Below are 12,828 nucleotides of genomic sequence, written 5' to 3' on the forward strand. Positions count from 1 at the left end.
GAACATGACCTCATTTGACATCAATGGCCGCGCGGTGACCGTCGATGCCGAGGATGACACGCCCCTGCTGTGGGTCATCCGTGACGAGATTGGCCTGACCGGCACGAAGTTCGGCTGCGGGATCGGGATGTGCGGCGCCTGCACGGTCCACGTCGGCGGCCGGCCCACGCGCTCGTGCATAACGCCGCTCGCCAGCGTCGCCGGCGCCAAGGTCACCACCATCGAGGGCCTCGATCCCGAGAGCCGGCATCCGGTGCAGCAGGCGTGGGCCCAGCTTCAGGTGCCGCAATGCGGCTACTGCCAGTCGGGCCAGATCATGCAGGCGGCAGCGCTCATCAAAGACTTCCCGTCCCCGACCGATCAGGACATCGATGCCGTCATGGCCGGCAACCTGTGCCGCTGCATGACCTACGTCCGCATCCGCAACGCCATCAAGCAGGCTGCCGCGCAATCAAAGAAGGTTGCCATCAATGAGTGAGTTGGAGCATCCGGGCGCGCTTTCGCGCCGTAGCTTTCTGGTCGGTCTCGCCGGCGCGGCCGTCACTTTCGGTTTCGCACCAGGGGAGGGCACCGCGCAAGAGTCGGGATCGAGCCCCTTCGAGCCCACGATTTGGTACAGCCTTGACCGCGATGAAATCGTGACCGTGAACATCGTCCGTGCGGAAATGGGTCAGCACATCGGCACTGCCATCGCCCGCGTCCTCGCCGATGAACTCGAGGTAGACTGGAGCAACGTCCGCATCCTGCTGGTCGATACCGATCCGAAATGGGGCTACATGCAGACTGGCGGCAGCAAGTCGGTCTGGGTCGATTTCCCGATTTACAGCCGCGCCGGTGCTGCAGGCCGCATCGCCCTCATCGAGGCCGGCGCAAGGCTGCTCGGGGTGAGCCCGTCGCAATGTGTTGCGCGCCGGGGCGCCGTGTCTGCCGAAGGCCGGTCCATCACCTATGGCGAAATCGTCCGGCGCGGCGGGCCGACGCGCGAATTTACGTCAGACCAACTTGCGAAGCTGCCGATCAAGCGGCCCTCAGAGCGACGTCTTATCGGGCAAAAAAGCGACGCTCTCGACGTCCCCGCGAAGATCAACGGCACCGCGCGTTACGGAATCGATGCGATCGTTGAAGGCATGGTTTATGCGCGGCCGAAGATTCCTCCGACGCGTTACGGTTCGGTGGTCCGCGCCGTCGATGATTCCGCGGCGAAGCGGATCAAGGGATATCTCACGAGCATCGTAATCGAAGATCCTTCCAACACGGTGCCCGGTTGGGTCGTCGTGTGCGCGACATCCTATCCGGCGGCGATCCGCGCCGCTGACCTCGTCAAGGTCGATTGGGCCGCGGGTGATGCTGCGAAGGTGTCGGAGCAGGACATCCTCGATTACGGCGCAACGCAGATCGCTGCGCCGCGCGGGGGCGCGCTTGTGGTTGATGACCCAGAAGTCGATTCCGCCTTTCGCGCAGCCGCCTCCACGCTCGAGCGGACCTACACAACCAGCAGCGTTCTCCATGCCCAGCTCGAACCGGTCAACGCCCTCGCCTTCGAGAAGGACGGCCGCTTCGAGATCCATACCGGCAGTCAGGCGCAGAGCACGATATTGCCCGTGCTGGCACGGGCGCTCGATCTGGCGCAGGATCGCATTGTCCTGCGGACCTATCTGCTCGGCGGAGCATTCGGGCGGAGGCTCAACACCGATTATGCCGTCCCTGCCGCGCTGGCCGCCAAGGCTCTTGGCAAGCCCGTGAAGCTCGTGCTGACGCGCCAGGATGACACGCGCTTCGACTCGTTTCGCTCGCCGTCGATACAGAAACTGCGGCTGGCGTTCGACGTCCGTGGGAAGGTCACGGCCATGGAACATCACGCGTCGGCCGGCTGGCCGACCTCGGTCTATTTCCCGCCGGCGAACATGCCAAAGGCGCCCGATGGAAACCCGTTCGATCCATTTGCCATCGACGGCGCGGACCACTGGTACAGCGTTGGGGCGCAACGCGTCCGCGCACTCGAGAACGACCTTGCCAATCGTGCGTTTCGCCCCGGTTATCTGCGCGCGGTCGGGCCCGGCTGGATCAATTGGGCGGTTGAAACCTTCATGGATGAGGCCGCACTGGTGGCCCGCGCCGACCCTGTCGCATTCCGCCTCGGGCTGTTGGACGCTCGCGGCCGCAATGCCGGGTCGGCGCCCAATTCGGTGAACGGCGCGAAGCGTCAGGCAGAGGTCCTCAAACGGGCGGCGAAAAAAGCCGGATGGGGCTCGTCCATGCCCAGGGACACAGCGCTCGGCGTTGCCACCACATTTGGTCAATCACGTTCGATGCCCACATGGGTCGCTTGCGTCGCGCGCGTTCGCGTCGACCGCAGCAGCGGCGACGTTTCAGTCGAAAAGCTCACAATTGCTGTCGATGCAGGCACCCTCATTCATCCAGACGGCGCACTCGCGCAAGTCGAAGGCAGCGTTCTGTGGGGCCTCAGCATGGCGCTCTATGAGGGAACCGAGTTCCACAAGGGCCAAGTTAAGGACACGAACTTCGACAGCTATACGCCGTTGCGCATCGGCGACGTACCGGAGCTCGACATCGAGTTCATCGAGAGCGTCGAGGCTCCAGTCGGCCTCGGCGAACCGGGCACAACCGTCGTCGCGCCCGCCATCGGCAATGCCATTTTTGCGGCGACAGGTGTTCGCTTGCGCCACCTGCCCATCCGGTCAACCGCCGTCCTCGCGGCGCTCGCGTCTCTCAAACCGGTCTAAGAAACCATAGGAGTTCTCTATGCGCGTCTTTCTTGCGATCTGCTTCACGCTTTTTGCATCATCCGCCTTCGCTCACACAGGTGTCGGTTCGGCGTCCGGCGTCATACACGGCTTCTTGCACCCGTTGAGCGGAATTGACCACATTCTGGCGATGATCGCGGTCGGAATCTTGGCCGCCAATCTGGGCGGACGCGCAATCTGGGCTGTGCCGCTCACGTTCATGGCGTTGATGGGAGTGGGTGGTTTTCTCGGCATCGCGCATGTCCCGCTGCCCTTTATCGAGCTTGGAATCGCGCTTTCGATCATTGTGCTTGGGCTTGCGGTTGCGGCGCAATGGGATTGGCCCATCGCCGCCGCGATGGCGCTCGTCGGCGTCTTCGCAATCTTCCACGGCCATGCCCATGGGGCCGAGATGCCTGTTGATCCCGCGGGACTGGCGTACGCGCTTGGCTTTATGCTCGCCGCGGGGCATCTGCACTTGATCGGCATCGGAATCGGAATTGGAGCCGCGCGGCTCGCTTCGACAAGGTCGCATGCGCAGCGGCTTACGCAGTTCGGCGGCGCGGCGATCGCCGTCCTGGGCGGAGGTGTGTTGGTAGGGCTCGTTTAATCCGGTTGGCGGTGAAACCACCGATCGGTGGCGCCCCAACGGGTTGCCAGTCGTCGCGGACCCTCTCTGGTCATGGTTCACCGGCATCTGCCGAGCTATCGCGCAACGCATCCCGGTATGCTTGCGTTGCCATTCCATCGCAGCATCCGATTGGTTAAGGAAGCCCTCGGCGCGGCCTGCCTGCATTCCAAGCTAGTCGTGAGCCGGCAGCGGCGCGACGAATGTGGTCGATGCGTTGGATAGGCATTCGCGACGATTTGCCGAGATTTGCACTGCTTTACTCCTACCGACGTTCCTTGTCGCATACCATTGGCTCATCAGAGGCAGACAGCTCCACAAGTGCTCGGCGCCCGGTGCCCCCCGCCGTGGCTCGCCTGCGGCCGGTCCCTTCCCCTCCCGAGGACCGGCCGCCCCTTCGCGGCAGCGCTGGACCGGATGGGCAGGCCTTTTGGATCGTGGAACTCCCAATCGTTGAACACCGGACGGAGATTTTTCTTTGACCTATGATCATCTCTTTTCCGCGGCGCTTGCTCGCCTGCATGCCGAACGGCGCTATCGCGTGTTTGCCGATCTCGAGCGCGTTGCCGGACGTTTCCCGCATGCAATATGGCATTCCCCGGACGGCCCGCGCCCGGTCGTGATCTGGTGCTCGAACGATTACCTTGGCATGGGCCAGCATCCGAAGGTGATCGGCGCCATGGTTGAAACCGCCACTCGCCTGGGCGCTGGCGCCGGCGGTACCCGCAACATTTCCGGCACCAACCATCCGTTGGTCGAATTGGAACGCGAGCTCGCCGACCTGCACGGCAAGGAAGCGGCGCTGGTCTTCACCTCGGGGTATGTGTCCAACGAGACCGGCATCTCCACCATCGCCAAGTTGCTTCCAAACTGCCTCATCCTGTCGGACGCCTGGAACCACAACTCGATGATCGAGGGCGTGCGACGTGCCGGCGTGGAAAAGAAGATCTGGCGCCACAACGACGTCGGGCATCTCGAAGAATTGCTGGCGGCGGAGGCGCCAGAGCGACCGAAGCTGATCATATTCGAGGCTCTCTATTCGATGGACGGCGACATCGCGCCGGTGAACCGCATCTGCGATCTGGCAGAGCGCTATGGCGCGATGACCTATATCGACGAGGTCCATTCGGTCGGCATGTACGGGAGGGCCGGCGCCGGCATCGCTGCGCGTGAAGGCGCCCTGCACCGCATCGACGTGATCGAGGGCACGCTGGCGAAGGCCTTCGGCTGCCTCGGCGGCTATATCGCGGCGAATGCCGACATCATCGATGCTGTGCGCTCGTACGCGCCAGGGTTTATTTTTACCACCGCGCTGCCGCCGGCGGTCTGCGCCGCCGCGACCGCGGCGATCCGGCACCTCAAGATTTCGCAATGGGAGCGCGACCGCCATCAGGCACGCGCCGCGCGGGTAAAGTCCGTGCTCAATGCAGCAGGCCTGCCGGTGATGCCCAGTGAGACGCACATTGTGCCGATACTGATGGGTGATCCGGAGAAGTGCAAGGACGCGAGTGATCTCCTGCTCTCCGAGCACGGTATCTATGTCCAGCCGATCAACTATCCGACCGTCCCGCGCGGCACCGAACGGCTGCGCATCACGCCGACGCCCTACCACGATGACGTGCTGATCGATACGCTCGCTGAAGCGCTCGTCGATGTTTGGGGGCGTCTTGGATTGCCGCTGCGACACTGCGCGCTTGCGGCAGAGTGACTTGCCATCGGAAAAACCCCCAAATGCCTCCCGTCGCAGTTCGATCGGGATGAAATAGTTTTGGTGATGAAAGGAGCGGGATAGCGCAACAGCCGCACCATCGAAGACGAAAAGGATTGGAAGGACCCGGCGATCCTGGCGGCGACGGCCTGGACGCCGCAGACCTCGACAATGTGGCGATACCTGTCGAGGCCGCGATGGCACGCCTCCGATCGGCGATACATCTGCGAACGTACGCATGGGCGCGCCTTCTCTGCCCGCAGGCAGCGGTTGTCGGTCCCCTTCAGGTCTTCGAAACGGCGCGCCGCAGCGTGTTCTTATTATGTTCTCGTTGGGAAGAGTCAATCCCGCATGACTGCTACGTGGGCACGCAGCCGAAGACTGGGGATCGTTCTACCAAGATTTACCCGAACGAACCCTAAGGATATCGTGATCCTCGCGTCCAAGTGTGGGAAAATGACTATCAGTTACTTCATCCCGGAGCAGAATGATGATGCATGTTCTAGGCCAAATAAGCGGAAGTCGAGTAACAGCACCCGGAAGCGCTGCAATGAACTACGATGTAGAAACCAGCTATAGCAACGGGAAACACTGGACATTCTGGAATGAGTACGGATCTCTGGATAAGGCGAGATATGCCGTTGCCATGCTGAAACGGTCTTCCCCTGAGAACTTCACCGCCCGGATTATCAAGAAAGAGGTCTTGGAATAAAAGCTTGGCATTGGATCTGGGTGCAACGGTGCCAGGTCACTGTCATTCTCCAGCCAGTTGATAACTTCTGGAGACAAATTCGGAAACGCACAATTCCAGTAGCTCCAGAGCTCGGTCGGTCTCATTCAATTTTGTCGAGGCGAAGGCACATTGTAGCGATCCAGGGTATCATAGGGATCCATGACGATTACCCCGACGCAACGTCAACTACGGGAGGTTCTCATGACACGGATGCGTGCTGTCCAAGTGAAAAACGCCAACGGACCATTCGAGCTGGTCGAACGCGAGATCCCGACCCCGGCTGCGGGCCAGGTCCTGATCAAGGTCCAGGCGTGCGGGATATGTCACAGCGATGCCTTCACCAAATCGGGGGCATTCCCGGGCATTGCCTATCCGCGCGTGCCGGGCCACGAAGTTGTGGGAGTCATCGACAAGGTCGGCGAGCGTGTGCCCAATTGGACGCTGGGGCAACGGGTCGGCGTCGGCTGGCACGGCGGCCATTGCGGCCATTGTCCCTCCTGCCGCCGTGGCGATTTCATCACATGCGCGAACGGGAAAATTCCCGGCATCACCTATGATGGCGGCTATGCCGATTACATGATCGCGCCGTTCGAGGCCCTGGTAGCGATCCCAGATGATCTGCAGGCGGCCGAGGCAGCGCCGCTCTTGTGCGCTGGCATCACGACCTACAATGCATTGCGGAATGGCGGGATCTCTGCGGGCGACACTGTGGCGGTGCTTGGCATCGGTGGTCTCGGTCATCTCGGTGTGCAGTTCGCCGCCAAGATGGGCTGCCGCACGGTCGCCATAGCGCGCGGCGCGGACAAGGAACCGCTGGCACGCAAGCTTGGCGCGCATCACTATTTCGATAGCACCACCCAGGATGTCGCCGCTGAACTGAACAAGCTGGGCGGAGCGCGTGTTATCTTGTCCACCGTCACCAATTCGAAGGCGATGAGCGCGGTGCTTGGTGGATTGGCAATTGATGGCAAGATGATCGTCGTTGGCGCTTCACCCGATCCCATCGAGGTCTCGCCATTCCTGCTAATCGGCGGCCGCCGGGCGATCCAGGGATGGCCATCTGGAACCTCGACTGATTCTGAGGACACGTTGGCTTTCAGCGCCCTCGCCAACATTCGGCCGATGATCGAAACGATGCCGCTCGAGCGAGCGGCCGATGCTTATGAGCGGATGATGAGCGGCGCCGCCCGGTTCCGGATGGTGATAACGACCGGGCAATAGTCCGGTCGTGACGCACATGAGGGAACGTCAGGCGGCTTCGCAGCCGCGGGACCTCCCTTTTCGCCTTTGGTTGCCGAGCGCCCGATCGAGGATGAACTTGCTCCAGACATCCGTTCGCCTACTCTCCTGATGCGATGCTCCTGGTGTCGGAACTGCGGGAATGATCCACATTCGCGGGAACCCGCGGCTTTCGCTGATGAAGGAACCTCGAGGCATTGCTCCGATCGCTGAATCTATGCAGCCGAATGTGGTTAGCTGTGCCCGCCGGGCGCGCGCGGAACAACGAGCTTGGCCCTGAGAATCTGGACTATCTCGCCGCGTTGATTGATTGTGCGGCTCAGAATCGTTGCAATGCCTCGATCGGGCTTCGATCGGGAGGACGTGATCTCGACCACTTCGCTTTCGACGTGCAGGATGTCGCCAGGGCGCGTCGGGGCCGGCCAATTGAGGTCTCCTCCTGCTCCAACGAGGCCACCCGCCAGGGGCAAGCCGGTCTCGACGTTGAGACGCATCGTAAGAGCAGCCGTGTGCCAGCCGCTTGCGGCCAATCCCTTGAAGAGGGTGTCCTTGGCCGCGTCGTCGTCGGTGTGAAATGGCTGCGGGTCGAATTGGGCCGCGAACGCCTTGATCTGCGCTTCCTCGCGCTTGTGAAGCGCTGTCCAACGTATAGGTCATCCAGATAGAGACGATCAGACGCGGAATTACTCATCACTTACCTCCAATGAAAGATCACAAGGTGCCCATGGATCCTCTCACATTCAACCTGAGAATAGGATTGGCCGCCTCCATGGCCGTGCCGGTTATCTTTCCCAAGCTATCGCGATTCCCCGTGAACTCATCGCCAGCCATCCAGACGTCATAATGTTGTATCGTTTCCTAGCCACCTGGTTGGTGATCAATGCGGATCTTGAGACCGCCCGCTGGCCCGCTCAGGAGCTGCTGGCGGCCCAACCCGGCGTTGCAATCGGAAAATTTCGCTCGATTCGTGGAGGGGCTCCGCCCTGGCATCGTGTTCTATCTGTCCGGTTTGCTGTCGCTGCTCGCGGGCCTGGCAATCGTCAACCTGCACAACAGATGGCAGATGGACTGGCGCGTGATCATCACGGTGCTGGGCTGGCTGATGACAATCGGTGGTATCATCCGCATTGTCTTGCCGCAGGTCGCTATTGCTGTCGGTTCCACCATCTATGGCGGCCGCGCCTCTACAATCGTCGCGGCTGAGACCACGGAATTATAGGGATGCTCGCAGCAGTTGCGATGGTAGGTTCGGCCGTTATCACGAAATCGGTCGAACGGATGCAGAAGCTGACAAAATCACACGTCACTATCCTAACGGTCGTGAGCGTTCTCTTCGTGGCGCAAGTCATTTTGTCACTAGCCGCCGTGCTGGGCTGGCTTCCCTGAGTGCACCCCCTTACAAAGAGTAAGGGGGAGTGGGGCCTGCGGTGAACGGCTTAATTCGTTCGGAACCGGAAATTCCGATCCGTATACACGAGCGGCAGCAATGGGTCGATTCTGCTCGTTCCTGTAGGTCTCACTAGGGCCGGAAGTCGTCATGCGGGACAGCCGACCCCAATGGAGTTTTTTATGACACCAGAAAGCGCCAACTATGGACTTATTCTGCAGGCTCTGAGCTATGCGCAATCGAAATCAGGGCCGCTGAGAGCCTGCGTAAGGCACAATCTCTGGCAGACGTATTCCACAATGTTCCCAGTGGGATTGCATCCGGCAGGACGCCTGAGGATATCCGAAGAAAATTGGACGCAACGGCGGCACGGCAGGGGTGCCAAGATTATATCAACCTACTTTTTGAAAGCGCTTCACGAAATATGAAGCGGTGAGACTTCCTCGAATTTCGCCGACAGGCGGCGAGTGTATAGTTCTCGCGCAGTAATGTCCGCCGACTGCAGACGATGGCCCCAGGCTGATAACTTGAGACCTGACTGAGATCTCGTGATCGTGACGGAGTCTCTTACGCGACCGGATCGGTGTTCTCGTGTGCGCCTTTGCAGCTACTTCCTCGCGATCGCGAGGGGGTTGAGAGGTCTCCAGCGAATCGAGCAACTCGCGGGCGCATGCCGCGATCGAACTGACCGCGCGCTCGAATGCGGCCTCGTTGCGCGCCAGCACATCGTTTCTGGCAGCGGAGGTTCGATCCGCTGCCAGCGATGTTTCAACCAGTGGTCTGCTTATTTTGCCGGGGGCTTGTAGGAAGATGCGATTTTGCCCGCCTTTTCTTGGGCCGCCTTGAATTCCGCGCCCGTATATGCTCGTACGGTTTTGATATTCGATGCTGCCCCCGATGCGGCGACGACGAGAAGTGGCGGGATCAGGTCAGCACCGTCGTCGAATTCCGTGATTGCCATCCAGTCGGTTTCGCCGGTCGTGAGATAGAATGAATGCAGTTTCCCGCCTGCCGCTTCCATGATGGCACGGGCCGCCTTTTCTCGGTTCGTTGGATTGTCAATCATTCCCTTCGCAGATGTGGCTGAATAGCACCCTGTGGTTATGAACAGTGGCATAGGACATCCTCCCTCAATAGTTGGGTAGATCGGGCGATCTGCCGAATACTCAATATCTCAAAAAACTTGGCGTTAGACGAGCGTCGGACAGCAGAGCGCTAGATTGGTCGCCGCCTATCTCGGCGCTGTCATGGGGGCTGGCCCCGATGACCTGCTTGGCGCAGCGATCTGCTTAGTCGCGATCTCTCTGCCTGGATTCTTGCTGCTCTTGGGCGCGTTGCCGTTCTGGGACAGCCTACGGAAGCGCCCGATGGCTCAAGGCGCCATGCGTGGCGCGAACGCTGCCGTAGTCGGCATTCTCGGCGCGCGCTATCCCGACTTCGACGGCTGCGAGGAATGGCTTGTTGATGGTATGGTTGGCTGCCGCATCTGATCCCGTGCCGGCTGTACTTGCGGTTTCCGCAACGCAATTTGTTTCGGATCGAGGTTCAATCATGATCGACAACCGCCTCACCATCCTGAACCTATACGAGTTGAGGGGGGCGCCGGAAGCCTTTGAGATCGCCGTAAGCGCACTGGCAACGCGGGTCGAAGCCGAAGGTCATCCGGGAGTCCTGTCCTACAGGTTCTTCGTGAACGCGTCGGAGAGGACGGCGCGCGGCGTCATCGACTACAAGGATCCTGACGCTTGGATCGGGCACCACGACATCGCCATGAACTGGCCCGAAATGACCGCGTTGCATGCAGCGGCGACGTTGGCGGAAGTCATCTTTCTCGGCCGGCTGACATCCGAAATCCAGGCCTGGATTGAAAGCTCGGCCCTGACGGCGCGAGTTCGCGCCGGGAACATTTTTGCAGGCGGGTTCCAGAGGCTGAGTGGCCGGTCGGACGAATGACCGGATGGGATCAACTTGCGCCGTAGGGCAAGCAAATCCCGATGCTTGCAACAAGTCGAACTTTCGCCTCAGCAGGCGAGCGGGCGGCGCTTCGAATTGAGGCGCCGCCTTGAGTGCTACAGCTCCACTTGCTCAGAAATGGCCAGGGCGTCGTCCACCTCTATTCCGAGGTACTGCACGGTGCTCTCCAGCTTCTTGTGGCCGAGCAGGAGCTGGACGGCGCGCAGATTGCCTGTCTTCTTGTAAATGTGGGCCGCCTTCGTCCTCCTCATCGAATGTGTGCCGTAGCGCTTGGGATCAAGCCCGATGCTCGACACCCACCGTTCGACGATCCTGCCATACTGACGCGTCGACAGGTGCGGCTAGGCCTGGCGGTTTGTCAGCGTCCAGCAGGAGGTTACGAAACTGGCGCTCACGGCGATCGACTATCCGCCGATGCAAGATCCAGCCTCGTTCAACCTCGATGCTGTGAAGAAGCAGATCGAAGCAGCAATCAAGAACAAACCAGGCAACTAATCGATCAAGGGAGGCGGGCGGCCGGCAAAGCCGCCCGCCTCCCTAATCACCATGGTTTCCCGGCTTTCAGACATAATGACCGCTATGGCCATCAGGTGCTGTCCAGGCACAGACTAGGCAATGTCCGCAAATTCAGGACAAGCAGAAATCTACGGAAGGCCTGTCCAAAGCGGGTTTGCAGGTCCTCCGCCTTCGCTTTCATTCTCTCGTGACGGCTCGGATGCCCTGTGTCTTAGCTAAGGTGACCGATGGCAGCTCTCCGAACTGGCGACGGTAGACCGCGGCGAAGCGGCCGAAATGCGTGAACCCGTACAGCGCGGCGACCGCCGTAACGCTTATCTCCTTTTCGGGATTCAGCAGCGAACGATGCGCCGCGTTGAGACGCAGCTCGGCAAGCAGTGTCGCAGGCGGACGACCGAAGGCCTCTACGCAACTCAGATAAAGGGTGCGTTCCCTTGCGCCGACCAGCGCGCACAGTTCGGTGATATTGGGAGGATCGTTGAGCCGTTCGCGCAGCAATGACAACACGGCCCGCGCGATTCGGGCACGGCTGTGGAGAGGCTCGATGACTTCGGCGGACGGGATCATGCCGAGGATGACTTCGAATATCTGCGATTCGACATTCTGAAGGCTGCGTTCTCCGAACAGGTCGTCGGATCCGGTCGTCAACGCTTTCAGTAGGCAGGATAGCGTCTCGGCCCGCTGCGTCATTTCGGCGGCCGGAACCTGCCAGCGCGGCGACGGCAGGTCGACGTCCAGACTTTCGATGCCTCGCCGCACCTGCACCCAGTGATCAATCGACCGAGTGGGCAGCACGACGATCATGAGCGCGGTTGGTCCTGTCGCGGTAAAGCCGACATCGTCACGCGAGGTGGCAGCGAGGAGTTGGCCTGGAGGCGCCGGCCTTCGGCGGACATGCAGCGAGCCTTCGGCGAAAAGCGGCAGGCCGAATACCCAAGTGCCGGCCGGCGCGCAGCCGCGCTGCAGCACCCCCGGCGACCAGCTCTCGCGCCCCAACTGCACGTCGCCCATCAGGAACTGCGTCAACCGGCCCTCGAAGCGGCCGCGACCGATTTGCTCATAATGCTGGTCCCATGCGAGCGCGCTCGCCGCCAAGGCGTCGATATCGTCGAAGCGGTCTTCGACGACTTGGGGTGCGGGCGGCAGTTGGACCATAGGTGGCTATGCCTATCGGAAATTGCAGGATGCTGATAGCCTAACACCGTTTTTGCAGGATGCGGATAGTCGTTTTCCGGCGAAGGGATACTCTTGGCGGTGCCGGTTCTCGCGGTACGGTCACTCACCGATATGCTGGAGCCGGACTTGGCGACAAACGAATGCGCAGGGAGTCGGCGATGAGCAACGCGGCTATTGCAATTGACGGCCAAACCGCTGTCACGCCTACGGCGCTAAGCTGGAAATTCATCCACTGGGGTCTGGGGCTGTTCATTACAGGATTCGTGACCGGATTCATCCCGATCGCCCACTACATCCATGGGGCCTTGGCCGGAGACGTCGGTCCGGTCTTTCTGAAAAACATGACACTCTGGTGGGGCTGTCCGGCTATACTGGCGGAATTGACCCTCAAGACTGGCGGCCTTGGCATGATTGCCATCGGGCTTTGCTATCTGGCCATAGTGCGGCAGGGCCCGTCCCCGGACATTTCCAGGCATGAGCGCATTGCGCCCACGCTTTGCGCATACGGCCTGATCGCCGAACTCGTGACCGCTGGGGTTGGCTATGCGGTTCTTAATTATTTCTGGCCGAATTTCTTTTTCGAGCCGGTACAAGCTGGCAAGAACATTTGGCTTGTGGCGCAGGGACTCAGCATAGCCGTCTACGTGGTCGGCACCTGTTATGCGTTCGCCGGGATCCGCAGGGCATCGCGCGAATTTCGATGACACTTGTCAGGCAGCTTGT

At 60.8% G+C, this 12,828-nt stretch carries 10 protein-coding genes and 4 pseudogenes; 9 read left to right on the plus strand and 5 right to left on the minus strand.

From position 1 onward, the window contains the following. Positions 1–4 precede the first annotated feature (4 nt). From RB548_RS20940 to RB548_RS20960, 5 genes are all read left to right on the plus strand, one after another. On the plus strand, positions 5–478 hold the full coding sequence (locus RB548_RS20940; protein ID WP_331375190.1) for a (2Fe-2S)-binding protein: 474 nt from the start codon (positions 5–7) through the stop codon (positions 476–478). After that, on the plus strand, positions 471–2,744 hold the full coding sequence (locus tag RB548_RS20945; protein WP_331375191.1) for a xanthine dehydrogenase family protein molybdopterin-binding subunit: 2,274 nt from the start codon (positions 471–473) through the stop codon (positions 2,742–2,744). Before RB548_RS20940 ends, RB548_RS20945 begins: the two co-directional genes overlap by 8 nt. 19 nt (positions 2,745–2,763) lie before the next feature. Further along, positions 2,764–3,354, plus strand: coding sequence for a HupE/UreJ family protein (locus tag RB548_RS20950; RefSeq protein ID WP_331375192.1), 591 nt, complete (start codon positions 2,764–2,766; stop codon positions 3,352–3,354). 496 nt (positions 3,355–3,850) lie between these two features. After that, positions 3,851–5,080, plus strand: coding sequence for a 5-aminolevulinate synthase (gene hemA, locus RB548_RS20955; protein ID WP_331375193.1), 1,230 nt, complete (start codon positions 3,851–3,853; stop codon positions 5,078–5,080). A gap of 934 nt (positions 5,081–6,014) precedes the next feature. After that, positions 6,015–7,034: an alcohol dehydrogenase gene (locus tag RB548_RS20960; RefSeq protein WP_331375194.1), complete on the plus strand. Its 1,020-nt coding sequence runs from the start codon at positions 6,015–6,017 to the stop codon at positions 7,032–7,034. 251 nt (positions 7,035–7,285) lie between these two features. On the opposite strand, the pseudogene RB548_RS20965 reads toward RB548_RS20960, so the two are convergent. Continuing rightward, positions 7,286–7,743 (minus strand): annotated as a pseudogene (locus tag RB548_RS20965) (MaoC family dehydratase). Positions 7,744–8,043: 300 nt separating this feature from the next. Between RB548_RS20965 and RB548_RS20970 the strand changes: the two are divergent. Next, a complete protein-coding gene (locus tag RB548_RS20970) occupies positions 8,044–8,271 on the plus strand; it encodes a hypothetical protein (RefSeq protein WP_331375195.1) in 228 nt (75 codons plus the stop codon). A gap of 743 nt (positions 8,272–9,014) precedes the next feature. Here the strand turns inward: RB548_RS20970 and RB548_RS20975 are convergent. Both RB548_RS20975 and RB548_RS20980 read right to left on the minus strand, forming a co-directional pair. Continuing rightward, positions 9,015–9,155 (minus strand): annotated as a pseudogene (locus tag RB548_RS20975) (DUF2277 family protein); the annotation flags it as partial. Between the two features lie 68 nt (positions 9,156–9,223). Next, positions 9,224–9,556, minus strand: a complete 333-nt coding sequence (locus RB548_RS20980; RefSeq protein ID WP_331375196.1) for a GYD domain-containing protein — start codon at positions 9,554–9,556, stop codon at positions 9,224–9,226. Between the two features lie 109 nt (positions 9,557–9,665). On the opposite strand from RB548_RS20980, the pseudogene RB548_RS20985 reads away from it, so the two are divergent. Next, positions 9,666–9,869, plus strand: a pseudogene (locus RB548_RS20985) (chromate transporter); the annotation flags it as partial. A gap of 121 nt (positions 9,870–9,990) precedes the next feature. Next, positions 9,991–10,392: a hypothetical protein gene (locus tag RB548_RS20990; protein WP_331375197.1), complete on the plus strand. Its 402-nt coding sequence runs from the start codon at positions 9,991–9,993 to the stop codon at positions 10,390–10,392. A 116-nt stretch (positions 10,393–10,508) separates the two neighbouring features. Here the strand turns inward: RB548_RS20990 and RB548_RS20995 are convergent. Then, a pseudogene (locus RB548_RS20995) lies at positions 10,509–10,754 on the minus strand (tyrosine-type recombinase/integrase); the annotation flags it as partial. A 352-nt stretch (positions 10,755–11,106) separates the two neighbouring features. Continuing rightward, on the minus strand, positions 11,107–12,084 hold the full coding sequence (locus tag RB548_RS21000; protein WP_331375198.1) for a helix-turn-helix domain-containing protein: 978 nt from the start codon (positions 12,082–12,084) through the stop codon (positions 11,107–11,109). Between the two features lie 179 nt (positions 12,085–12,263). Here RB548_RS21000 and RB548_RS21005 point away from each other — a divergent pair, with 179 nt between their 5' ends. Beyond that, the gene (locus tag RB548_RS21005) at positions 12,264–12,809 is read left to right on the plus strand and encodes a hypothetical protein (RefSeq protein WP_331375199.1); all 546 of its coding nucleotides are present in this window, start codon (positions 12,264–12,266) and stop codon (positions 12,807–12,809) included. Positions 12,810–12,828: the final 19 nt, after the last annotated feature.

It is taken from the genome of Sinorhizobium chiapasense (genome assembly GCF_036488675.1).
Taxonomy (GTDB): domain Bacteria; phylum Pseudomonadota; class Alphaproteobacteria; order Rhizobiales; family Rhizobiaceae; genus Sinorhizobium; species Sinorhizobium chiapasense.